Annotated in this window: 22 protein-coding genes and 1 tRNA gene; 8 read left to right on the forward strand and 15 right to left on the reverse strand. The window is 32.6% G+C overall.

The features are described 5' to 3' along the window. Position 1 precedes the first annotated feature (1 nt). Positions 2 to 1,450, reverse strand: a complete 1,449-nt coding sequence (gene sufB, locus CBD51_006050) for a Fe-S cluster assembly protein SufB (GenBank protein RPG58057.1) — start codon at positions 1,448 to 1,450, stop codon at positions 2 to 4. 7 nt (positions 1,451 to 1,457) lie between these two features. After that, complete coding sequence (locus tag CBD51_006055; protein RPG58058.1) at positions 1,458 to 1,781, reverse strand: iron-sulfur cluster assembly accessory protein; 324 nt, start codon at positions 1,779 to 1,781, stop codon at positions 1,458 to 1,460. A gap of 95 nt (positions 1,782 to 1,876) precedes the next feature. On the opposite strand from CBD51_006055, the gene thiL reads away from it, so the two are divergent. Further along, on the forward strand, positions 1,877 to 2,920 hold the full coding sequence (gene thiL, locus CBD51_006060) for a thiamine-phosphate kinase (GenBank protein ID RPG58059.1): 1,044 nt from the start codon (positions 1,877 to 1,879) through the stop codon (positions 2,918 to 2,920). 13 nt (positions 2,921 to 2,933) lie between these two features. Here thiL and CBD51_006065 read toward each other — a convergent pair whose 3' ends face one another. The 6 genes from CBD51_006065 to rnr all read right to left on the reverse strand — a co-directional run bounded on the left by CBD51_006065 (position 2,934) and on the right by rnr (position 11,601). Then, positions 2,934 to 4,214, reverse strand: a complete 1,281-nt coding sequence (locus tag CBD51_006065) for a M24 family metallopeptidase (GenBank protein ID RPG58060.1) — start codon at positions 4,212 to 4,214, stop codon at positions 2,934 to 2,936. Continuing rightward, positions 4,211 to 4,957, reverse strand: coding sequence for a succinate dehydrogenase/fumarate reductase iron-sulfur subunit (locus CBD51_006070; GenBank protein RPG58061.1), 747 nt, complete (start codon positions 4,955 to 4,957; stop codon positions 4,211 to 4,213). The genes CBD51_006065 and CBD51_006070 overlap by 4 nt, the downstream gene beginning before the upstream one ends. Before the next feature lies 1 nt (position 4,958). Then, positions 4,959 to 7,148: a succinate dehydrogenase (quinone) flavoprotein subunit gene (gene sdhA, locus CBD51_006075; GenBank protein ID RPG58062.1), complete on the reverse strand. Its 2,190-nt coding sequence runs from the start codon at positions 7,146 to 7,148 to the stop codon at positions 4,959 to 4,961. 140 nt (positions 7,149 to 7,288) lie between these two features. After that, positions 7,289 to 7,939 (reverse strand): succinate dehydrogenase cytochrome b subunit, encoded by a 651-nt coding sequence (locus tag CBD51_006080; protein RPG58063.1) that lies wholly within the window; start codon positions 7,937 to 7,939, stop codon positions 7,289 to 7,291. A gap of 84 nt (positions 7,940 to 8,023) precedes the next feature. Further along, on the reverse strand, positions 8,024 to 9,511 hold the full coding sequence (locus CBD51_006085) for a hypothetical protein (GenBank protein RPG58064.1): 1,488 nt from the start codon (positions 9,509 to 9,511) through the stop codon (positions 8,024 to 8,026). 2 nt (positions 9,512 to 9,513) lie between these two features. Further along, positions 9,514 to 11,601 (reverse strand): ribonuclease R, encoded by a 2,088-nt coding sequence (gene rnr / locus CBD51_006090; GenBank protein ID RPG58065.1) that lies wholly within the window; start codon positions 11,599 to 11,601, stop codon positions 9,514 to 9,516. A gap of 80 nt (positions 11,602 to 11,681) precedes the next feature. Here rnr and CBD51_006095 point away from each other — a divergent pair. From CBD51_006095 to CBD51_006115, 5 genes are all read left to right on the forward strand, one after another. Further along, a tRNA-Thr gene (locus tag CBD51_006095) sits at positions 11,682 to 11,756 on the forward strand. 43 nt (positions 11,757 to 11,799) lie between these two features. Further along, positions 11,800 to 12,420, forward strand: a complete 621-nt coding sequence (locus CBD51_006100) for a hypothetical protein (GenBank protein RPG58066.1) — start codon at positions 11,800 to 11,802, stop codon at positions 12,418 to 12,420. An 11-nt stretch (positions 12,421 to 12,431) separates the two neighbouring features. Then, positions 12,432 to 14,051 (forward strand): T9SS C-terminal target domain-containing protein, encoded by a 1,620-nt coding sequence (locus CBD51_006105; protein RPG58067.1) that lies wholly within the window; start codon positions 12,432 to 12,434, stop codon positions 14,049 to 14,051. A 4-nt stretch (positions 14,052 to 14,055) separates the two neighbouring features. After that, positions 14,056 to 14,547: a T9SS C-terminal target domain-containing protein gene (locus CBD51_006110; GenBank protein RPG58068.1), complete on the forward strand. Its 492-nt coding sequence runs from the start codon at positions 14,056 to 14,058 to the stop codon at positions 14,545 to 14,547. A gap of 1 nt (position 14,548) precedes the next feature. Continuing rightward, complete coding sequence (locus tag CBD51_006115; protein ID RPG58069.1) at positions 14,549 to 15,520, forward strand: collagen-like protein; 972 nt, start codon at positions 14,549 to 14,551, stop codon at positions 15,518 to 15,520. 13 nt (positions 15,521 to 15,533) lie between these two features. On the opposite strand, the gene xth is transcribed toward CBD51_006115, so the two are convergent. From xth to CBD51_006145, 6 genes are read right to left on the reverse strand one after another with little or no spacing between them, the layout of a single operon-like run. Continuing rightward, positions 15,534 to 16,295, reverse strand: a complete 762-nt coding sequence (gene xth, locus CBD51_006120) for an exodeoxyribonuclease III (GenBank protein ID RPG58070.1) — start codon at positions 16,293 to 16,295, stop codon at positions 15,534 to 15,536. Between the two features lies 1 nt (position 16,296). Continuing rightward, positions 16,297 to 16,956 (reverse strand): CoA transferase subunit B, encoded by a 660-nt coding sequence (locus CBD51_006125; GenBank protein ID RPG58071.1) that lies wholly within the window; start codon positions 16,954 to 16,956, stop codon positions 16,297 to 16,299. Between the two features lie 5 nt (positions 16,957 to 16,961). Next, positions 16,962 to 17,654 (reverse strand): CoA transferase subunit A, encoded by a 693-nt coding sequence (locus CBD51_006130; protein ID RPG58072.1) that lies wholly within the window; start codon positions 17,652 to 17,654, stop codon positions 16,962 to 16,964. Continuing rightward, positions 17,655 to 19,895: a penicillin-binding protein gene (locus CBD51_006135; protein RPG58073.1), complete on the reverse strand. Its 2,241-nt coding sequence runs from the start codon at positions 19,893 to 19,895 to the stop codon at positions 17,655 to 17,657. It abuts the gene before it with no gap. Further along, on the reverse strand, positions 19,888 to 20,355 hold the full coding sequence (gldH, locus tag CBD51_006140; GenBank protein RPG58074.1) for a gliding motility lipoprotein GldH: 468 nt from the start codon (positions 20,353 to 20,355) through the stop codon (positions 19,888 to 19,890). Before gldH ends, CBD51_006135 begins: the two co-directional genes overlap by 8 nt. A gap of 7 nt (positions 20,356 to 20,362) precedes the next feature. After that, entirely contained in the window at positions 20,363 to 21,496 is a 1,134-nt protein-coding gene (locus CBD51_006145; protein RPG58075.1) for a hypothetical protein, read from the reverse strand. Between the two features lie 92 nt (positions 21,497 to 21,588). On the opposite strand from CBD51_006145, the gene CBD51_006150 reads away from it, so the two are divergent. Together CBD51_006150 and CBD51_006155 are read left to right on the forward strand one after the other, a co-directional pair. Further along, entirely contained in the window at positions 21,589 to 22,758 is a 1,170-nt protein-coding gene (locus CBD51_006150) for a phosphoglycerate kinase (GenBank protein ID RPG58076.1), read from the forward strand. A 10-nt stretch (positions 22,759 to 22,768) separates the two neighbouring features. Continuing rightward, positions 22,769 to 23,128 carry a hypothetical protein gene (locus CBD51_006155; protein RPG58077.1) on the forward strand — a complete coding sequence of 120 codons (360 nt, stop codon included), beginning with the start codon at positions 22,769 to 22,771 and terminating at the stop codon, positions 23,126 to 23,128. A gap of 1 nt (position 23,129) precedes the next feature. On the opposite strand, the gene CBD51_006160 is transcribed toward CBD51_006155, so the two are convergent. Beyond that, on the reverse strand, positions 23,130 to 23,525 hold the full coding sequence (locus CBD51_006160; protein ID RPG58078.1) for a hypothetical protein: 396 nt from the start codon (positions 23,523 to 23,525) through the stop codon (positions 23,130 to 23,132). Between the last annotated feature and the right edge of the window lie 34 nt (positions 23,526 to 23,559).

Here is a 23,559-nt window from a genome sequence, read left to right on the forward strand (position 1 = left end):
TTTATCCTACACTATCTTCTAGGGTTATTTCTAATAATTTTTTAGCCTCTACAGCAAATTCCATTGGTAGTTTTTGGAGAACATCTTTACAATAGCCATTTACTATAAGAGCAACAGCTTCTTTTTCTCCAATACCCCTTTGGTTACAGTAAAACATTTGGTCATCGCCTATTTTGGATGTGGTGGCTTCATGCTCTACAATAGAGCTGCTGTTTTTAACATCAATAAAAGGGAAAGTGTGTGCTCCACACTGGTCTCCAATTAGCAATGAGTCACATTGCGTGAAATTCCGCGATTTTTTTGCATCTTTATTGATCTTTACCAATCCTCGGTAGCTGCTATTGCTTTTGCCAGCAGAGATACCTTTACTAATTATTGTACTTTTTGTTCCCCTGCCCATGTGCACCATTTTAGTTCCTGTATCAGCTTGTTGAAAGTTTTTTGTCACAGCAATTGAAAAAAACTCACCCACTGAAAAATCGCCCTTTAATATACATGAGGGATACTTCCATGTTATTGCGGATCCGGTTTCTACCTGTGTCCAAGAAATCTTAGCACGCTCATGAGCAACTCCTCTTTTGGTCACAAAGTTATATATTCCGCCATTACCATTCTTGTCCCCCGGATACCAATTTTGTACAGTTGAGTACTTAATTTCAGACGATTTTAACGCAACCAGTTCCACCACAGCTGCATGTAGCTGGTTTTCATCTCTTTGGGGTGCCGTGCAACCCTCTAAATAGCTTACATAGCTGTTTTCCTCGGCAACAATCAGTGTCCTCTCAAATTGCCCGGTTTGAGCTTCATTTATCCTAAAGTATGTAGAAAGTTCCATTGGGCAGCGAACACCACTAGGAATAAAACAAAAAGAGCCGTCGCTAAAAACAGCTGCATTTAGGGCTGAAAAGTAATTATCTTGAGCAGGAACAACGGAGCCAAGATATTTTTTGATCAATTCGGGATGTTTTTGTATAGCCTCAGACATTGAGCAAAAAATAATGCCTTGTTCGGAGAGTTTTTCTTTAAATGAAGTAGAAACTGATACGCTGTCAATTACAACGTCTACAGCAACTCCAGTAAGTTTTTTTTGTTCCTCAATTGAAATACCAAGTTTATTTAGTGTTTTTAAAATTTCTGGATCTACCTGGTCTAAACTTTCAAGTTTAGTTTTTTTTGTTGGAGCGGAATAGTATTTAATATTCTGTAAGTCAATTTTGTCATATTCAATGTTAGCCCATTTAGGTTGGCGCATGTTTTTTAAAACCTCAAATGCACTTAGTCTCTTTTCAAGCATCCATTCCGGTTCATTTTTCTTTTTCGAGATAAGTTTTATAACCTGCTCATTTAATCCACTTTCAATAGTATCGGATTTAAAATTAGAAATAAATCCATATTTGTATTCAGATGTAGTAACCTCCTTAATTATTTTATTTTCGTCTTTTTTCTCCATTGTAATATTATACAGCAAAGCTTTCGCCACACCCACAGGTTCTAGATGCATTTGGGTTTTCAAATACAAATCCTTTACCATTTAGTCCCCCACTGTAGTTAAGTATTGTCCCAACTAAATACAGGTAGCTTTTTTTATCTACTAAAAGTTTGATTTCATTATGTTCAAATAGTTTATCTGTATCTAGCATTTTTGAATCTAAGTCCAGGTCGTAGGAAAGACCAGAACAACCACCAGATTTAACACCAACCCTAACATAGTTAACATTTTCACCACTTTCCCTCATTAGTGAAAGTAGCTTTTCTCGCGCATTATTAGATACAGTTATCATATTTTGTGATTTTTTACAAAGGTAGTTAAATTACCTTTAAACAAAATAGAAATAAAGCTATATTTATTGTTATTATTACAATTAATATTTTATTTATGGCAAATAGAAAATTCACAACTATTTCTAAAATCGGTGAGTTTGGTTTAATTGAGCGGTTATCCAAGAATATCACGAATAGACACAAAGAAACACGATTAGGCATAGGTGATGATGCTGCGGTTCTTTCAATCACAAAGGACTTAGGCCACTTGGTTTCAACTGACATGCTTGTTGAGGGGGTTCATTTCAACATTTCGTATTCGCCACTGAAACATGTTGGTTATAAGTCCATTGTAGTTAATATTTCTGATATATGTGCAATGAATGGTTTTCCGTCCCATGCCTTAGTCTCAATTGCAGTTCCCAATAAATACAGCGTCGAGATGATTGAGGAAATTTACAGTGGCATAAAATTAGCATGTGATAATTTTTCTATTGACCTAATAGGAGGAGATACAACTGCAAGTGTGAGTACTTTAACAATTAGTATAACAGTTTTTGGAAGCACTCAGAATTCGAAACTAACATATAGGTCTGGAGCTAAGTTAAATGATTTGTTGGTTGTGACAGGTGATCTGGGTGGAGCATATCTAGGTCTACAAATACTAGAAAGAGAAAATTCAATTTTTCAAAAAAACCAATTAGCACAACCTGACCTAAGCCCATATAGTCAGATATTAGAAAGGCAGTTAAAGCCCGAGCCAAGGATAGACATAATTAGAAATCTTAATCAATTAGACGTTATTCCTACTTCAATGATAGATGTTTCCGACGGCCTTAGTTCGGAATTAATTCATCTATCAAACTCATCCCAAAAGAGCATGAAAGTTTTTGCTGATAAAATACCGGTTTCGTTAATAACAAAAAAAACAGCTAAAGAATTAAATCTTGACCCAGTAGTTTGTGCTTTACACGGAGGAGAAGACTACGAGTTGCTACTTACAATAAGTTTAAAAGATTACCAAAAAATAAAAGATACGGGTTTATATACTCCTATAGGCCATATTAGTGACCAAAAAAATAAAGTAGAGCTAATTACTAGTGACAACAAATCTGTCAATTTAAAAAATAAAGGCTGGGACTCGTTTACAAAGGACTAATATATATAAAAAACTATATATTTAATAGGTCTTCAATTTCTTCTGCTTCGATTGGAATATTTCTCATTAGGTCGATGTTTTTATTTTTTCCAATTAAAATGTCGTTTTCGAGTCTTATACCGATTCCTTCCTCAGGAATATAAATTCCAGGTTCACAGGTTAAAACCATTCCCTCAGAAAGCGGTTGATTACTGCCTGAAACATCGTGAACATCTAGACCAAGATGGTGTGACGTTCCATGCATATAATATTTTTTATAAGCAGGGGAAGAGTTATAATTTTGGATGTCATTAATCGACAACAAGCCCAGGTCTACAAGTTCTTTTTCCATTAATTTTCCAACCCCTCTTTCATAGTCAACTAGTAGTTTTCCGGGTTTTAGCAATTTTTTCGCGCCTTTTAAGACATTCAAAACACTATTATATATTTTGCGTTGCCTGGTACTAAATCGTCCATTAACTGGGAAACACCTTGTTAAGTCGGATGAGTAGTTTGCGTATTCTGCACCAAAATCCATTAGAATCATATCACCATCCTTACAGATTTTATTATTTAAGTTGTAGTGTAGAATGCAGGCATTTGGTCCAGAAGCAATTATTGGGTCATAAGCAAAGCCAGATGCCCTTTGTCGTATAAACTCATGCAATATTTCCGCTTCAATTTCATACTCATATACGCCAGGCTTCAGAAACTTTAAAACACGATTTACACCCAGACTGGTAATACTACATGCCTTTTTAATTAAATCAATTTCCAAGTCTTTTTTGATTGCTCTAATAGGGTATAGTATCTCGGATGCTTTTTTGATTATTGTATTTGGGAATTTGTTTTGAAACCATTTTTTAAACCTTGCATCTCTACTTTCAACAACAATATTTGCCCTTGGGTGTTCGTTGCTATTTAGATATATAGTATTAGCCATTTTCATATAATTATAAAACTGACTTTTAAAATCGTTATTCCACCTAACCTCATTAATTCTAGATATTTCGGATGCTCCTTTTTTTGATAGCTTTTCACCTTCCCAAACTTTTATATGCTCGTTAGTTTCCCTTATAAATAAATGTTCCGTTATTATATTATTGGTTTTTACCAGCATTAAGATAGTTTCTTCCTGATCTATTCCGCAAAGATAAAAAAGGTCACTATTTTGCTTAAAGGACATTTCTTGATCCGCATTTTTGGGCATTAAGTCGTTAGAGTTAAAAATTGCTAAAGACTTATCGTCCATTTTTTTAGTAAAATCGGCTCTATTTTTTTCAAATAACGTATTATTTATTTTTTTATATCTCATCTTGTGACTTTTGACTTTAAGTACTCCCTATTTAAATTTAATATATTGTCTAGGGAAATTCCTTTAGGACAATGTGCTTCACATGCGCCAGTATTTGTGCAGCTTCCAAAACCCTCTTTATCCATTTGATTCACCATATTTACCACACGATTTCTTGCTTCAACTTTACCTTGAGGCAGACGAGAGTATTGTGAAACCTTGGCCCCCACAAACAGCATGGCAGATGAATTTTTGCATGCAGCAACGCAAGCTCCACAACCTATACATGCCGCTGCTTTAAAAGCTTCATCCGCGTCTTCTTTAGGGATTGGTGTTGCATTAGCATCTACAGTATTTCCGGAAGTATTGACAGATACAAACCCCCCTGACTGCTGAATTCTATCAAAAGCTGATCTATCTACCACTAGATCTTTTACAATTGGGAAGGCAGAGCCTCTAAAAGGCTCAATATATATTGTGTCGCCAGATTTAAATTTTCTCATATGTAGTTGACAGGTTGTTGTTCCGTTTTCGGGTCCATGTGGGGCACCATTAATAACAAGAGAGCACATGCCACAAATTCCTTCCCTGCAGTCATGATCAAACGCTACAGGCTCTTCGCCATTGCTTATCAAATCTTGATTTAAAACATCGAGCATCTCTAAGAAAGACATGTCAGGGTCAATATTTTTAATTTTATAATTTTTAATTTCCCCTTTTTTATTTCGGTTTTTTTGCCTCCATATTTTTAATACTAATTCCATATTATTTATAACTTCTAGATTTTAATTCTACAGATTCAAATTTTAATTTTTCTTTATTTAATTTAGGTTTTTTATCATCCCCTTTATGTTCCCAGCATGACACAAATGTAAATTCATCATCATTTCTTAATGCCTCACCCTCTTCTGTTTGATACTCTTCTCTAAAATGCCCACCACAAGATTCGTTTCTTTCAAGCGCATCTCTTGCAAAAAGTTCACCTAGCTCTAAAAAGTCAGCAACTCGCCCTGCTTTTGCCAGCTCTTCATTATAGGAGTTAGAATCCCCAGGAACATATACGTTTGCGTAAAACTCGTCTCTTAAATTGCTAATTTCTGTAATTGCAGATTTTAAATCATTTTCATTTCGTGACATTCCGCACTTATTCCACATTATTTTTCCTAGTTTTCGATGATAATAATCAACAGATTTTCCAGACTTGTTGCGCATAATTTTGATAATAAAGTTTTTCACATTTTTTTCTGCCTCATCAAACTCATTACTATTGATATTTATTGGGCCACTTTTTATATCATTTGACAAATAGTCGCCAATTGTGTAGGGTAGAATAAAATATCCATCAGCGAGACCCTGCATTAAGGCAGAAGCTCCTAGTCTGTTTGCACCATGGTCAGAAAAATTTGCTTCGCCAATTGCGAAACACCCTGGAATTGACGTCATCAGATTGTAGTCTACCCATACTCCTCCCATTGTATAGTGAACAGCAGGAAAAATTTGCATCGGAGTTTCATATGGGTTTTCATCGACAATTTTTTCATACATCTCAAATAGATTGCCATATTTTGCTTTTATAATTTCTTTGCCTAATGACTTAACTAACTCGATATTGTTTCTATCTTGACCGGTCGAAATAGCTTTTTCCTCTCCATATCTTATAATTGCTGCTGCAAAGTCTAAATATACTGCTTGACCTGTTTTATTAACCCCAAATCCAGCATCACAGCGTTCTTTTGCAGCTCTAGACGCAACATCTCTTGGCACCAGATTACCAAATGCTGGATATCTTCTTTCAAGATAATAGTCTCTGTCTTCTTCGGCAAGTTCTGTCGGTTTGAGTTCCTTTTTTCTTATTTTTTCTGCATCTTGTTTGTTTTTGGGGACCCATATTCTACCGTCATTTCTAAGAGATTCGGACATAAGAGTTAGTTTTGATTGATGATCTCCAGAAACCGGTATGCATGTTGGGTGAATTTGAGTAAAGCACGGATTTGCAAAAAAAGCACCTTTTTTATAAATTTTCCAACCCGCAGTTACATTACTTCCCATTGCATTTGTGGATAAATAAAAAACATTTCCGTATCCACCACTTGCAATTACAACAGCATGGGCACCATGTCTTTCTATTTTTCCATCAACTAAATTTCTTGTTATTATCCCTTTAGCTTTGCCATTAACAAGAACTATGTCCATCATTTCATGTCGTGAAAACATTTCCACTTTTCCTCTGTTTATTTGTCGATTAAGGGCAGAATAGGCGCCTAGTAAAAGTTGTTGACCAGTTTGCCCTTTTGCGTAAAAAGTTCTAGAGACTAAAACTCCACCAAAAGATCTATTGTCTAATAAGCCGCCGTAATCTCTTGCAAATGGAACCCCTTGAGCTACACACTGGTCAATTATATTTGAAGAAACTTCAGCGAGCCTATAAACATTAGCCTCTCTAGACCTATAGTCGCCACCCTTGATTGTGTCATAGAAAAGCCTGTAGTCAGAATCTCCATCACCTTGATAGTTTTTAGAGGCATTTATACCCCCTTGTGCCGCAATTGAGTGCGCTCTTCTGGGGGAGTCTTGAAAACAAAATGCTTTTACATTATAGCCTAGCTCTGCAAGAGTAGCTGATGCGGAAGCTCCAGCTAAGCCTGTACCAACTACGATTACATCGATATTTCTCTTGTTGGCAGGACTAACAAGGTTAATTTTTACCTTGTGTGAACTCCATTTTTTGTTGAGCTCTCCTTTCGGAACTTTGCTTGGAAACGGAAAAGCCTCATCTTCCATTAGGTCTTCTCCCCCTAACAGGGCTGAAACGCCTTCTCTGGAAATTCTATGCACTCCTCCTAATTTTACAGATTTAATTTTTCCAGAGTTGATGTGTCTCCTTATGGTCTTTTGAGAAACATTTAGCATATCAGCTAACTCTTTAATGCTCATCATCTGTCTTTGATTGTCCATTATTGTCTATTTTGCATCAAATATAGCACATAAATCTCTAATCAAAAACAAAAACTTTTAAAATGTACAGCCCTGTCTTATTTTGTCCAGTTCTAAATAATAATTGTTAAAGGCTGAAAATCAATAAATTACAAAAAATATCAGCCTGTGGAATAATGAAATAACGCAATAATTGTAAAGCCAATTGAAATAAATAATGAATAAATATTAGCAATTATTGTTAATTTACGTTGACGAGTTGATGTTATTCCAACTGATTGGAATGATGAGGCAAGTCCATGTCTTAGATGTAGGCCTAATAATATAAAAGATACGCAGTAAATAATGGTTTTTGTTAAACTTGAATGAAACTTTTCTTGCAATTCATGAAAATATCTCTCGTTTTCAGGGAGCATATTATTTATGTATTTGTACTCCATTTCAGGAATCCAAAAATCATAAAAATGAAGAGCCAAGAAGGCCAAAATTACAAGCCCAGTTATAATCATGTTTTTTGAAATCCATGAACTACGTGTTTTATGATAGACATATTTTAAATTTCGCGCTTTTTTATTTTGATACTCAAGAATAATCCCCATTGTAAAATGAAAGAAAACACCAAAGATTAGAATTGGTTGTAAAACGAATTGTACCAATGGGTTATAGCCCATAAAATGCGAAATGATATTAAATGTTTTCCCGTCATCAGGCAGAAGAGAAGTTAAATTAATTAATAGATGTTGCAGTAAAAACACCATTAGGAAAATTCCAGACAATGCCATTAATACCTTTTTGATAATAGATGTATACATTTTTATATCTTCTTATTTACGCTAAATTTAAGTACAAAATAATATAAAAAAAAAAACTACGACAATTAAAACACATATAAAAAACTATATATTTATTCCAAGAGAATCAATTAAGATTTCTAATTCCCAGTTAGCTTTAACTTTCAGAATTTCAGGATAGACCCTAATGGGTTCACTCTTTATTGATTTTTCTAAATTTCCAGGATCCCAAAAATAATTATTATTTTCATCAAAATATACGCGCAAACTATAATTGCCGGGCTTAATCCATTTTATGGACTTTTTATGTCTTAGTTTTTCTTTTCTTATTATATTGTGACCATCAAACAACTCTATTACTAGAGGCTTATTAAAATCTTTAGAGACTATGTTTAATATCCCATATTTATTCTCATCTAAATTAATCATGAAACTTATAGAGTCATTTTCTTGACTATCAAAACTTGCAATTGCACTTTGATTTACAGTCAGTTTGCTTAAATCAAAACATTGTGAATAACACGGTATTTCAATTTCAAAATTATTGATAAGCTTAGGTAAGACGCTCTCTTTATTGTTGCTCCATTCAAAAAGACTTCCATTAATTTCTTTTATTGGAATATTGGATTCAATTATAATAGTATCTTTTCTTGCAATTCTTTCAGCATCAGATTGTAGCGTCAATTGTAGTTTTGGGACACTGTCATTATTGACAGCCAATACAGAGTCAGATAGATTATCATATTGATAATGTACATGGCTCACATTTTCTTCAAACCAAAAGCTTGAAGTTTCTTCTTTTCTATTCCAAACACCATTAACATTTAATACACTTATAGTATCAATCCAAGGCTCATGTGTAAAGTAAATAACATTTTTATATTTATTTACTGCTTCTTTAATGGCTGGTCCCCTTTCGTGGAAAACTCCAATGTTAATTGAAGTCTCAAAATCACCAATTTTTTCAGGTATTGACACTAATTCTCCGGAATCATATTTTAAATTATTATTTTCATCGTTAATAGCATGTATTGTATAATTATTTTTCTTTATGTTTTCAAATTTAAATTTTCCGTAATCATCTGTAAATGTATAGTAATAAGGCGACTTAAGTGTATCATTTTCCAATGCTAAATAAACGAGCATATTGTGCTTATTTTTATCGATATAAAGATCTTTAACAGAGCCCATGATTTGAAGAGAATCTAATGAATTTCCAGTTGAAAACACATACTTAAGTGTATTGGCATGATTACCTTCGTTAATGTCAACAATCGATTTACCAAAATTTATAGTATAAGTTGTATTTGGTGCAAGTAAATCATCAATTGAAACTTCAATTGTTTTGCCCTTTTTGGAAAATCGGGGTGGGTTAGAACATTTAGGTGAAATACGAATATTTTCGACATCAACTATTTTAATATATTCGTTAAAAAAAAGTTCTATTTTATTGGCCCTAAAGTTAACAGATTGATTTGGGGGATTAGATTTATTTAATATTGGGGGAGAGTTGTCTTTTTCGCCACCAGAAGGGGGCACAATATTTGCGCAACTGCAAAACAAAAATAAACATATATAGTTTTTTATATGCATAATTAAGAAACGAATGAAAGATCCATATTGCGTTGATTTAAATCAATTGCTTGAATTTCAACCTTTACTTCTTGCCCTAAGATATATTTTTTCCTATATCTTTTACCTACATATGCCTGGAGATTTTTATCAAAATAGTAATTGTCGTCTTTTAAGTTGTTCAAAGAGACTAGGCCTTCGCCTCTACCATCGCAAATTTCTACATAAAGGCCCCATTTTTGTACTCCAGAGATGACTCCTGAGAAGCTTTTACCAATTGAATTCATAAGTAAATGTAATTGTATAAACTTAATAGTTTTCCTTTCTAAATTTATATATGTTCTTTCAATAGTTGAAAAGTGCAAACATTTTTTTTCTAAATCTACTATATGGCTATTATTGTTATTTAAATGCTTTTGCAGTATACGATGGATTAATAAATCTGAATACCTTCTAATTGGTGATGTAAAGTGTGTGTATTTACTAAATCCAAGCCCATAATGTCCAATATTTTTAGTGCTATATTTAGCTTTAGCCATACATCTAAGTATTATATTTTCAAGACCGATTGATTTATTTTTTAAAAGCATATTAATAAACGGAGCGGAGTCTTTATGTGAAAAGTTATTTGTTTTTATTGTCGAATCAATGTTTTGCAAGTAACTTGCCATCTCATTTAGCTTCTCCATGTCAGGCAAATCATGTGTACGATAAATAGATTGTTGTAAACCACTAAGTTTATTAGCAACTATTTTATTAGCTAAAAGCATAAATTCTTCTACCAATTTATGTGCGTTAAGAGGTTCTTTTTTTTCTATGCCTATTGGCTCACCCTGTTCATTTAGTTTAAATGAAACGTCAGTTCTTTCAAAGTTTATTGAACCTTCCTTTATTCGTGTTTGGCGTAATTTCATTGCAACTTTATTTATGAAAACAAGTTCTTTTGAATAATCACCTTGTTCAGATAAAATGCAATGTTCTGCCTCCTTATAACTGTATCTTTTATTAGAGTTAATAATGCCCTTTCCAATCCAAATAGATTCAATTTTAGAGAAATTATTAATTTCTATTTCTACAGAAAATGTCAATTTATCTTCTTTAGGCCTAAGCGAGCATAGTATATTAGAAAGTTTTTCGGGAAGCATTGGTATTACTTTACCAGGGAAATAAACAGAAAATGCTCTTAAGAACGCTTCTTTATCAATTTCGGAGGATGATTTCACGTAATGTGAAACGTCAGCAATATGAATACCTATAGAAGTGATTTTATCGCTTAAAAATTTTACAGAAATTGCATCATCAAAATCTTTTGCATCATGTGGATCAATTGTAAAGGTTGTATGTTTTCTAAAGTCTTTTCGATTTTTTAAATCCTTTTTTTCAATTTTAGTCGGCAAATTAGCCAATTCTGTTTCTATTTTTTTAGAAAAAATATTTCGAATATTAAATAGCTCAATATTAGCCTCAATTTCGCTATTTAAATCAAATTTATCATCAATTATTTTAACAACCTCTCCAAATGGACAACCAGTTGTCTCGGGCCAGTCCATAAATTCGATAATGACTCTTGAATTATTTTTTGCATTGTTTAATTTTTCTCTAGGAATGAAAAAGTCTGATCCTATATTTTTGTTATCAGCTATGAAAAAAGCATTTTTTCCATTGTCTTCAATTACACCAATAAATTTAGTTTTTGCTCTTAATAACACACCAGTTACTTTGCCTTCTAGTTTATTTTTTTTTCTTTGAATTAACTGTACAGAAACAGTGTCTTTATTTAGAGAATTGAGTCGGTTTTTTTCGTGAATAAAAATATCCTGATCATAAATGTCGGTTGCAACATATCCATTTCCAGCACGATTAATTTCTATAGTTCCAATTACCAAATCTTTAGGCCACTTATATCTATACTTGTATTTTTTATCTGAATAAACTAGACCGTCTGAAACCAACTGATCAAGTGCTAATTTAATTGATTTAACAAATTTACTTCCCTTTAGATCTAGCTCCCAACCAATTTGTTTGATATTTAATCCGCTCTCTCGTTTTATCAACACTTTTTTTATCAACTCTTTTAGGGAGCCCAAGTCCACACGTCGCTTAATAATCATAAAAAGTACAAATTTGCATCATTTCACAATATACTTCAATTTATTAAATTTGTAATACAATAATTTTTTATTAATTATTTGCTGACGTAGCTCAGGGGTAGAGCACTTCCTTGGTAAGGAAGAGGTCGGGAGTTCAAATCTCCTCGTTAGCTCAAAATCATATGTTTTAAAATCAAATAATAATTAACTTTGTAATTAATGATTAAAATAAATTTAATTTTTTTAGCACTTATTTTTTTAGGGTCCTGTCAAGAATTGGAGAAAAAATATATTTGCGATTCAATTAACTGTATTGAAAGTGAAGAGGGAATATATATGTCTCTAGATGAATGTATGCAGGATTGTAATACACCAACTTTAGATAATACTATTATTACTGTTTTTATATATGAGAATTGTCCTATTGCTCAGTATATGTGTGGTCCCTTGCGGGAATCATACAAGTATTTTTGTGACACTTTAAATCAAAACATGACATTTAGAGGTTTTTCGCCTAATTCTTTTTCGACCGACAAAAGCTTATCTAATTTTATGTTGCAATATGACATTCCATTCCCTATCATTCATGATTATGATGAAATAAGCCAGGAACCAGGATTACACACACAATATTATTTACCAAGCGTCACACCTGAAGTATTTATTGAGCATAACGGCAGTTTAGTATATAGAGGAATGATTGATAATAGCTATCAATCTCTAGGACAATGGACCAATCCGTCAGAAAATTATTTAATGGATATTTTAAATGAAATAGTAGCGGGCGCTGAAATTACGTACACAGAAACACAAGCAGTTGGATGTTTAATTAATTATTAAAAAAACTTTTTATGAAATATTTTTTTATAGTATTATTTTTTAGTTTATCGGCTTTTAGTCAAACAGAAGAAGTTACTTTTAGCGAGGACATTTCTCCTATTATATATAATAAATGTACATCTTGTCATCGTTCTGGAGAGTCAGGTCCAATGAATTTTACATCTTATGAAGAAGTGGCAGCTTTAGGGTCGATGATAGAGTATGTAACACAAAATAATTATATGCCTCCATGGCTCCCGGATCCGGATTATACACCACATGCAATGCTTGATGAAAGATTTTTATCATCAAATGAAAAAAATCTAATTAGTGAGTGGGTAAAGCAAGGTTTTCTTCAAGGCAATCCAGAAGTCGAAGCTGATATGCCGATTTTTACTGATGGTTCTGCAGTAGGGGAGCCAGACTATGTATTTCAATTAGAAGATGAATACTTTATTGAAGGAAATAATCAGGATGATTATAGAGTTTTTGTTTTCCCGACAGGCTTTACCGAAGATACATATATTAAAGCTATTGAATTTAGACCCGATAACAGGCAGGCTGTTCATCATGCACTTATGATGATTGATGTGACTGGTACAGGGGCTGAACAAGATGCAGAATCACCGGATATTTTAGGTTATGAAGCGTTTGGTGGCTTTAATCTTGAGGGAGTTAGCCCAAACGATTATGTCTTTTTAGGTGGCTATGCACCCGGCATGAATCCTATTGTATGGAATGGTGAGTTAGGCATGAAAATTCCTGCAGGTGCTGATTTATTATGTCAAATTCATTATGCTCCATCTTCAGTAGATGAGTGGGATAGGTCATCTATAAATATTTTCACAAAACCCGCTGATGAGGTTGAGCGTGAAGTGCAAATGAAAATGTGGCTTAGACTCGATATCGATATTCCATCCAATACTGAGATCCAAATAGAAGCATGTTTAAACTTCTCTAATTCATTTGCTGACATGTTTGGCCCAGGTCAAATTTATCAATTTGGCCAACCTACAGGATTTTACGGGGAGCAAAATTGCGAGTTACCAGAAGCATGGAGTATTCTAGGAATTTTACCTCATTCCCATTTAATGGGCAAGTCTTGGGAGGTATATGCGGAAACTCCTAGTGGAGAAACTTTACCAATAATTAAGATTCCTAATTGGGATTTTGATTGGCAAGGATTTTACTATCCAGAGTTTATGCAATATATTCCAGAGGGTTCACGTATAGAAGCCATTGCAACATACGATAACACCAATGATTTTAATATGGGTTGGGGAGAATTAACAACTGATGAAATGTTTTTTTGTCCGATTTACTATGTTCCCTATCAAGAAGGAGATGAAGAAATTTTCCTTGGTATTCAAGANGAGACGNCTTTANCCGAAATTGATAATTTAGAATTTCAAATATNTCCAAACCCGGCTAATGATTTCATAGAAATAATATGCGANTTAGATTNTATGGGACCATTAAATTGGAAATTATTTAACGCAAATGGTAAGCAGATTGAAGTAATTTCATCAAAAAATTATAAATCGGCAAGAAATAGTATTAAATTAGACATTAAAGATTTANCACCAGGGATATATTTTTTAAAAATTCAAANNAATAATAAGATATTGTCCCGAAGTTTTGTTAAAAACTAAATATATGATTAGGATTTTTACAATTTTTTTTCTTNGTGTTTTNCAGTTTGTATTTTCACAAACAGGNTTTATNACTAGCCCACAGGTGATTTCAAATGCAGGAGGCCACNTGANTCAAGATAATTACAATGTGTCCTTTACTATTGGTGAGATTGCNATTGAATCTTATATAAATCAACCAATTATATTAACCCAGGGATTNCATCAGGAAAACTATCAAGTAANTAATCTTGATGAGCCGCNATTNCACTATGATATTAGTGTTTTTCCTAACCCAACACAAAATCAATTGAATATATCATTTGATATTCCTAAAAATACTGCAACAATAATAGTAACNGACATATTNGGAGGTATAGTTTATTCAAAACCNGACATTTTAACAGACGAAGATNTAATCATTGAATTAGAATNTTTTTCCCAAGGNGTATATTGGCTAGAAATAATTTTAAACAAATCCNAAAGGATAATTTATCAAATTCAAAAAATCAATTAACATGAAATTTATAAACCAAAGCATTTTAATTTTTTTATTATCATATTTTGCTGCTGCTCAAGCACCACAAACCTTTTCTTATCAGACTGTAATAAGAGACATGAATTGGGAGCCTAGGGCCAACGAGTATTTAAATATATCAATTAGTCTTTTAGAAGATGGACCAGATAATTACCCTCCTAAATATCGAGAAGTGCACACTTCTGTTTTAACAAATGAAATTGGGCTAGTGAATCTTGCAGTAGGTGCGGGCNTCCAAACATCTCNTGGTAATTTTGAAGACATTGATTGGGGCTCACATCTNCACTTTTTGGAGATTGGTATTGCCGAAGTTAGTGATGATTCATCGGACCCAGATTATTTAATTATTGGGGCAACACAATTAAGAAGCGTACCATATGCACTTTTTTCTAGTAGTAGTGCAAACCCAGGCAATCCNGGGCCGCAAGGTGCCACAGGACCACAAGGACCACAAGGTGAAATGGGACTTCCAGGCCCTACAGGACCACAAGGNCCAGCGGGACCACAAGGCCAACCTGGAGCTGATGGTTCTGACTCAACAGTGGAGGGACCACAGGGCGAAATAGGATTACCTGGGCCAAGTATGTATCAAGATTGGTTAGCGTATGAACCAAGCCCTGGTGATTTTCCAAATGCAGGAGGAACAATTGAAGAGTATTTATTAGGAACAAATATATATGATTACTGGTTAAGTATTGGAAACTCAGGTTCAGTAGAAGACTTTTTTCAATTCCTTCAACAAGGTCCAGAGGGACCACAAGGTCCAGAGGGACCACAAGGTCCAGAGGGACCACAAGGTGAACAAGGACCTTCTTTAACAGAAATAAACGATGAGTCGGGCGATTTAATCATAGATGATTTGACTATAAATATTGGAGGGATTTGTTATGAAATACAATTAGGTTTTGGTGAATCTATGGTGCTTATGGTTGGAGATCTATGTGGTGATTAGGACTAATCTATAATTAAGTATTTAATTCTAGTAAAATAGGGCAGTGATCTGAATGATAAACATTGGTAAGTATTTCAGCATCTTTAATAGATTCTTTTAATTTCTCCGAAAGTAAATGATAATCAATTCTCCATCCTTTATTATTATTTCTAGAATTTGCTCTATAACTCCACCAAGAATACCATTCNGGATTTTTGTTTAAAAATCGAAATGTGTCTACATAGCCTAGTTCTAGAAATTTTGAGAACCATTCACGCTCTTCAGGNAAAAATCCAGAAGTATTTTTATTTGCTATTGGATTGTGAATATCAATTTCCTTATGACAAATATTTAAATCACCAGAAATCAAATTATTATCTTGAGTATAATTTTTTTTAATAAAAGAGTAAAAAAAGTTTAAAAAATCAATTTTAAATTTCTGTCTTAATTCACCACTACTGCCAGAGGGAAAATAACAAGAAAAAATATTTAAATTTTTATATTCTGCTTTTAAAACCCGACCTTCATCATCAAATGCTTTGTGTCCACATCCCCAGATTACATTTTTCGGTTTAATTTTAGATAGGATTGCAACTCCACTATAGCCTTTTCTTTTAGCGGGATACCAAAAGCAATGGTAGCCTAAACTTTCAAAATCTGACGGATTAAATTGTGTTGGATTGGCCTTTATTTCTTGTAAACAAATAACGTCAGGACTGCTTGTTTTAATCCAGTTTAAAAAGTTTTTTTTAATAGCAGCTCTAATTCCGTTGATATTATATGAGACAATTTTCATTTCACTCAATTTTCATTTCACATACATTATCAGAAACAATTATTTCTCCCGCAGTAGAATTTATAATTTGGTCAATTGATACTCCGGGAGCATATTCTTTTAAGACAAATTTTGAATTAATGATCTCAATAACTGCGAGGTTTGTTACAATTTTTTTGATGCATTTTTGTCCAGTTAGTGGAAGAGTGCAATCTTTAAGAAGTTTAGATTGTCCTTTTTTATTCGTGTGCATCATAGCAACTATAATATTTTTTGCAGATGCGACTAGGTCCATTGCTCCTCCCATTCCTTTTACCATTTTTCCAGGAATTTTCCAATTCGCAATATCACCGTTTTGTGCGACTTCCATTGCACCTAAAACAGTTAGATCAACTCTACCACTCCTAATCATTGCAAAACTTTCAGCAGAGCTAAATATAGAAGAACCCGCAAGTGTCGTTACGGTTTCTTTTCCTGCATTTATTAAATCAGCATCAACATGCTCTTTTGTGGGAAATGGACCCATTCCTAACAGTCCATTTTCTGATTGTAAAACAACAGAAATATTTTTTGGAATATAATTAGCAATTAAGGTCGGAATTCCAATCCCGAGATTAACATAAAATCCATCTTGAAGTTCTTGGGCAATTCTTTTGGCAATTTGAAATTTAGATAAGGACATAATAATTATTGTGTTGTTACTTTTTCAATTCGTTTTTCATAATTTTTACCCTCAAAAATTCTATTGACATAGATGTTTGGGGTGTGTATTTCGTTTGGATCCAGGTCTCCAGGCTTTAACAAATGTTCTACTTCAACAATAGTTATCTTTCCTGCTGTGGCCATCATCGGATTAAAGTTTCTAGCCGTTCCTTTATAAACTAAGTTGCCTAGTGTGTCACCCTTCCATGCTTTAATAAAAGCAAAATCCGAGTTAAAAGCACTCTCTAATATATATGTTTTATCATTAAATTTTCTAGTTTCCTTGTTTTTAGCAATTTCAGTTCCGACACCGCTTGGGGTATAAAATGCGGGGATACCTGCACCTGTAGCGCGACATCTTTCAGCTAATGTACCTTGAGGGATTAGCTCTACTTCAAGTTCATTATTTAGTAGTTGCCGTTCAAACTCCGCATTTTCTCCGACGTATGATGATATCATTTTTCGCACTTGTTTTGTTTTTAACAGCAGCCCAATACCAAAATCATCTACTCCGGCGTTATTTGAAATACAGGTTAGCCCACCTACTCCTTTTTTAACAAGTGCGTTAATTAAATTTTCCGGTATTCCACATAGTCCAAAACCACCCAGCATAATAGTTGAATTATGCGCTACATCAAAAATTGCTTGTTCGGCATTTTCATATACTTTATTCATAATTTAAAATTCTTCTTCATTTGAAATTTTTTCTTTTTCTTCACAATCTAGGGTAATATTACCACCATTTTCAGGAATGTCAAAGTTTTTTTTAGATATATCAATTGTTGGCTCGTTATAGATTTTTTTCATATAGTTTCCCCATATTGGTAGAGCCATTTCAGCTCCCTGTCCTAAATATAAATCTCTAAATCTAACTCCTCTATTGTCAGCTCCTGTCCATACCCCAGTAACTAAATCAGGAACAAACCCAATAAACCAGCCATCAGAATGATTTTGCGTAGTACCAGTTTTACCAGCAATTTCATTATGTAAATTATATTTCCATTTAAGGCGATTTCCCGAACCTTTATTAACTACTCCTTGAAGGAGTTTAACCATAATAAAGTTTTTTTCGGCACTTAAAATCTCTTGAGGAGTGTTAGAAAAATTTTCAAGTACTACCCCATTTTTATCTTCGATTCTTGTCACAAAATAGGGTTCCATAAAAATTCCACCATTTGCAAATGTGCCATATGCACCAGTCATTTCAAACAGTGAGATTTCAGCAGTTCCTAAACATAGAGACGGTACAGCAGGCAGGTAGCTTGAAACACCCATTTTTCGAGCTAATTTAATAACTTTTCTAGGCCCTACCCGTTTCATTAAATAGGCAGAAACTGTATTTTTCGATTTTGCTAGTCCTTCTATCAAAGTTAATTCTCCACCGTACTTTTTGTTTGCATTTTCTGGAATATAATCTTCATCTAATCGCCATTTTTCTTTTTCAAAAATCACTTGAACATTTGGAACTTTAAAGCATGGAGAGTATTTGAATTGGTCAATCGCTGTAGCATATATAAATGGTTTAAATGTTGATCCAACTTGTCTTTTCCCATCTTGCACATGATCGTATTTAAATTGCTTATGATTAATTCCCCCAACCCATGCTTTTATTGCACCAGAACTAGGCTCAATGGAAATTAAACCAGAATGTAAAATATAATTATAATACCTGATAGAATCTAAAGGAGTCATTAATGTATCTATGAAGCCATTCCAAGAAAAAAGTGACATAGTGCATTTAGTATTAAATATCTGCATTATTTCAGTTGTGTCTACTTTAGCAAGTTTAAGTTTGCGATATCTTTCGGATCTTTTAATAGAGGGTATAATAATTAAAGTATCTATTTGCCCTTCTCTCCAACTTGTATCATATGGTGCATTTTCAAAACCTTCCCAATGATTGTAAAATTTATTTTGTAATTCTTTGAGGTGTTCTTTTACAGCATCTTCAGCAAATTTTTGCATTTTGGAATCAATAGTGGTATAAATTTTTAACCCGTCTTTATAGATGTTGTATTTTAGTCCTGAAGTTTTCTCTTTTTCTTTGGACCATTTGCTTACAAATGCACGAAGCTGTTCTCTAAAATATGTGGCATGACCTTCGTTATGGTCGACTTTATTAAAATTTAATACTAAAGGAAGCTTTTGCAAAGAATCTTTTAAATTAGCACTTAGGTATTCATTTTTAACCATTTGACTCAAAACAATATTTCTCCGGTTTTTTGTTTTTTCTAGTCGTCGAAGTGGATTATATAATGATGGGTTTTTAGCCATTCCAATTAATGTTGCAGCTTGTTCAATTGTTAAATTCTGAGGAGTTGAATTAAAATAAATTTTTGAAGCAGATTTTATTCCAACCGCTAAGTTTAAAAAATCGAATCTATTTAAATACATAGAAATAATTTCCTTTTTAGAATACTGTCTTTCAATTCTTACAGCAATTATCCATTCTTTAAATTTTTGCTGGATACGTTCTATTTTAGATTTCGGTCTTTCAGAAAAAAACATTTTTGCTAATTGCTGTGTAATTGTGCTTCCCCCGCCAAGACTATTCTTAGCTATTAAGAGCCCTTTGGTTACTCGAAGTAGGGCAATAAAGTCAATGCCTGAGTGGTCAAAAAATCGCTCATCTTCTGTGGCTATTAGAGCATTAATTATGTAAGGAGATAATTCATCATAGTCTACGTGAGTTCGATTTTCATAAAAGTACTTACCGAGAACTTTTTGATCGGAAGAAATAATTTCGGTCGCTAAGTTGGTTTCAGGATCTTCTAATTCTTTGAAATCTGGAAGCGGGCCCCATACTCCTTGTGACGCTATTAAAACACATATAATCAATAAAAACATTGGACCGACAATTGCTAACATTATAGCATACTTGAGAAACAGACTTAGTAAATTATATTTTTTCTTAGTCATTTTCGGATATTTTAAGTCCAATTCTATTACACCCTAATAAGGGGTTAGTTCTCATACCATGAGTTATATTAAATGTATAAGCACCAGCCTTAGCGAAGCTCATATTACTTTCAAATAAAAAATAATTATCCCTTGTGTCTCCCATGCCCCGCCCATACCACCGACCGTATTTGTCAGTAATTGCGTATTGTATTGTATCTGTACGTACAATATTATTCAGATGCAAAATTTCCACAAACATATAAATATTCCTATATGAATAATCTAAATTATTACGTAAGAAAAGGGAAACATCATATTTAGCCTCTGTTTTATCGACATTATAAGTGAACTGTATAGTATCTTTTTGAATATCCCACTGGTTATTTGTGAATTTATAAATAAAGCTTTTTTTATTGTCGCAGCTTATAAAAAAAAGCCCTATAAAAATTATCAAAAAATACTTATAATACTTTGTCATATTTTCATTATTTGTGTAATAATTTTCCAATTGAAAATGATAAATCTAAAAAAAGTATTTTAGAATTTGCATATCTATCAAGCGCAAGGAAAGCGTTATTAAGTAAGTCAACAAATTCGCTAATATTAGTACTTTTTATTCGCTCAGCGAATTTAATAAAATTAAAATTACTATTAGATGTTTGTGGCAGACTAATATTTGTCCCGTACTGTACTAGGTAGCTACACCTAATTATCTCCAAGGATGTTTTTATAAAATCTAATTGTTTAGCTTTTTCAAGAGCAGCAGTATTATTGCACCATTCAACCAAATCATCAACTTGTTTTTTGTTTTTTGCTAGAAAACAAAGTCTAACCCAATCAATAAATAGATTATAATTATTCTCGTGTTTAAAATCACCGGATAAATGTTTAATAATTTGGTTATAGTTATTATTAAAAAGAGATATTTGAGTATTAATATCTTTTTCATTTAGTTCTGGAAAAAGTTTCTGTACGCGATTTTTTAAAACCATACTTGTTAATTTACTAAATTTTTTGGTCTGTAGTCTAGAGTGAATTGTAGAAAGTAACTGGTTAGGTGATTTTGTAATTAGTATAAATATAGTTTTTGAATTTGGCTCTTCAATATTTTTTAAAAGTTTATTGCTTGCTTCGGAATTTAATTTTTCAGCGTGCCAAATAATAAAAATTTTATATCCTCCCTCATAAGACTTAAGATTAGTAATTTTATTAATGACTCGCGCATCAGAAACTCGAATTTCTCCAGAGTTTTTAATTTTAATAGATTTATACCAGTCAGATTCGTTAAGATAAGGGTTTTCTAATAATTGTTTTTGGAAATCAGGAAATGCTAGTTTACTGCCAGATTTTATAGTTCCCACACTTTTACTAGGAAAAAAAAAATGAATATCAGGATGAACTAATTTTAGCATTTTTTTACAACTAGAACATTTACCACATGCATCAGAGGAGGTTCTATTCTGACAAAATAAATACATTGAAAAAGCTAATGCCATTGGAAGAGCACTAATTTCCTCATGCTCATCGAATAGTTGTGCATGGGGAATGCGATTATTTGACACTTCTTTTATTAAAATATCTTTAATATTATTATGCCCTAAAACGTTGATAAATAACATTATGATTAAATTTACAAAATAAGATTTGTTAAAACTAGATATAATGATTCCGGAATTATATTAATTTTAAACTCTAATATTATGATAATCTAATGAATGACCCCTTTAAATCTTTAAAGCGAGTATTAATAAGAGTTGACTATAATGTTCCAATTTATAACGGAACCATAAGTGATCTTACAAGAATAAAGTCGACTATTCCAACAATTAATTTTTTTTTGGATTTAGGGAAACAGGTTATTTTAATATCTCATCTAGGAAGACCCAAGAAAAAGACGAAAGAGTCTTCTTTACAAATTGTAGTTAATCCACTTTCTAAATTATTAAAAAAAGATGTTTTTTTTTATCAGGATTGGCTGTTAAATCCTATTAATTTAAATAATAAGACCAATGTGGTATTGTTAGAAAATTTAAGATTTCATCCTGAAGAAATAAACAATGATAAGTTATTTGCCGAAAGATTATCAAGATTTGGGGATATATATGTAAATGATGCATTTGGGGTTTCACATAGAAACCATGCTTCTATATTTGGAATACTTGAATTTTTCAAACACAAATACCAGGGTTTTTTATTAGAAAAAGAAATTAAAGAACTAAACGCATTAAAAAATAGCAAAAAGAAACCTTTTACAGTTATTATTGGAGGCTCTAAAATAGGCTCTAAAATACATATTTTGGAAACATTTCTTAATATTGCTGACAACATTCTAATTGGTGGTGGCATGTCGTTTCCTTTTGTTAAAAAAACAGGTGGACAAATTGGATCATCATTGTGTTTAGATGATGAGTTAGCAATTGTTGCAGACTTTTTAAATAAAGCTAAGCAAACAAAGACAAATATTATTTTACCTGTGGACTGTGTGATTACTAATAATATTAAAAGTCGCAGTCAGATAAGTATTAAAGAAATAGACAGTATTCCAGAAAACTTTATGGGGGCAGATATTGGACCTAGGACAATAAAATTATTTAAAAAATATATATTAGATTCAAAATTAATTATGTGGAATGGTCCTATGGGGATAGCTGAAATAGAAGAGTTTTCGAATGGAACAAAAAAAACAGCAAATTACATTGTTAGATCAACGGATTTAGGAGCCTATAGTCTTATAGGCGGAGGGGATACCGTGTCAGATGTTGCTCGTTTTGGTCTTAAAAATAAGTTTAGCTATGTATCCACCGGAGGGGGAGCAATGCTTGAATTTTTTAAGAACAATTACTTAGAACCTACAATAGACTTAATAAAGATTAACACTTAAGAATGTTAATATGGAGCAAAACAAATCTAAATTGGAAAATAACTGGAAACAGCTAATTCAATATGTAACAGACATATTCGGAGACAATCAAAAATTAGACCTTCAGGCCGTATTATTTTTAATTGGAGTTAATGAGTTAGGTCAGGGCTATAGAGATTTTACGAAGGAAGAAAAAGTAAATTTATTGCACATTGCAATATGTAAGCTATTAAGCCGATATGGCTACTATCAGTTTTTAAAAAAAGATAAAGATGGATGGCCTCATTGGAAAACGAATGATGATTTACCTAGTTTGAAAGTTGATGAACAAACAGACCTATTGAAAGAGTCAGCGATATTATACTTTACAGATTCAGGAATAAATTTTTAATTTAAAAACAATATCCACAATTATCACCCTCTAACATCAATGATAATTCTTTATTAGTATTTTCTTCTAAATAAACATTACTTTCTTTACAAACATATGTTGAGGGATTGCTATTGCCACTAAAGCAAGCTCTCACGGTAACAAAAGCTTTATTTTCAAAACTAAAGAATACACTGCCATCTTGATTGCTAGTTCCAGATTGGCTAATAATAGAGCCTGATACAAGATTGCCATTTTGAATGTCGGTTATTTCTATTTTAACCTCACTATTAGCAACTGGATTTAGGTTGTCATCTAAAACACGAACAGTTAATTCAAAAAAAGGTTCAGTATAGCACTGAGTTAAAAAAAATAATGATAAAACAATTAGTGTTTTATGTATTTTGGATACAATCATAGTGTCGGTTCTTTAATTAAGATGTAAATTTAAA

The organism is Flavobacteriales bacterium TMED191 (genome assembly GCA_002171975.2).
Classification (GTDB): domain Bacteria; phylum Bacteroidota; class Bacteroidia; order Flavobacteriales; family TMED113.

Bases quoted from the DNA above. Each gene is read 5' to 3' on its own strand.
- sufB (RPG58057.1), bottom strand. From the start codon at position 1,450: ATGGAGAAAAAAGACGAAAATAAAATAATTAAGGAGGTTACTACATCT.
- CBD51_006055 (RPG58058.1), bottom strand. From the start codon at position 1,781: ATGATAACTGTATCTAATAATGCGCGAGAAAAGCTACTTTCACTAATG.
- thiL (RPG58059.1), top strand. From the start codon at position 1,877: ATGGCAAATAGAAAATTCACAACTATTTCTAAAATCGGTGAGTTTGGT.
- CBD51_006065 (RPG58060.1), bottom strand. From the start codon at position 4,214: ATGAGATATAAAAAAATAAATAATACGTTATTTGAAAAAAATAGAGCC.
- CBD51_006070 (RPG58061.1), bottom strand. From the start codon at position 4,957: ATGGAATTAGTATTAAAAATATGGAGGCAAAAAAACCGAAATAAAAAA.
- sdhA (RPG58062.1), bottom strand. From the start codon at position 7,148: ATGGACAATCAAAGACAGATGATGAGCATTAAAGAGTTAGCTGATATG.
- CBD51_006080 (RPG58063.1), bottom strand. From the start codon at position 7,939: ATGTATACATCTATTATCAAAAAGGTATTAATGGCATTGTCTGGAATT.
- CBD51_006085 (RPG58064.1), bottom strand. From the start codon at position 9,511: ATGCATATAAAAAACTATATATGTTTATTTTTGTTTTGCAGTTGCGCA.
- rnr (RPG58065.1), bottom strand. From the start codon at position 11,601: ATGATTATTAAGCGACGTGTGGACTTGGGCTCCCTAAAAGAGTTGATA.
- CBD51_006100 (RPG58066.1), top strand. From the start codon at position 11,800: ATGATTAAAATAAATTTAATTTTTTTAGCACTTATTTTTTTAGGGTCC.
- CBD51_006125 (RPG58071.1), bottom strand. From the start codon at position 16,956: ATGTCCTTATCTAAATTTCAAATTGCCAAAAGAATTGCCCAAGAACTT.
- CBD51_006135 (RPG58073.1), bottom strand. From the start codon at position 19,895: ATGACTAAGAAAAAATATAATTTACTAAGTCTGTTTCTCAAGTATGCT.
- gldH (RPG58074.1), bottom strand. From the start codon at position 20,355: ATGACAAAGTATTATAAGTATTTTTTGATAATTTTTATAGGGCTTTTT.
- CBD51_006145 (RPG58075.1), bottom strand. From the start codon at position 21,496: ATGTTATTTATCAACGTTTTAGGGCATAATAATATTAAAGATATTTTA.
- CBD51_006150 (RPG58076.1), top strand. From the start codon at position 21,589: ATGAATGACCCCTTTAAATCTTTAAAGCGAGTATTAATAAGAGTTGAC.
- CBD51_006155 (RPG58077.1), top strand. From the start codon at position 22,769: ATGGAGCAAAACAAATCTAAATTGGAAAATAACTGGAAACAGCTAATT.
- CBD51_006160 (RPG58078.1), bottom strand. From the start codon at position 23,525: ATGATTGTATCCAAAATACATAAAACACTAATTGTTTTATCATTATTT.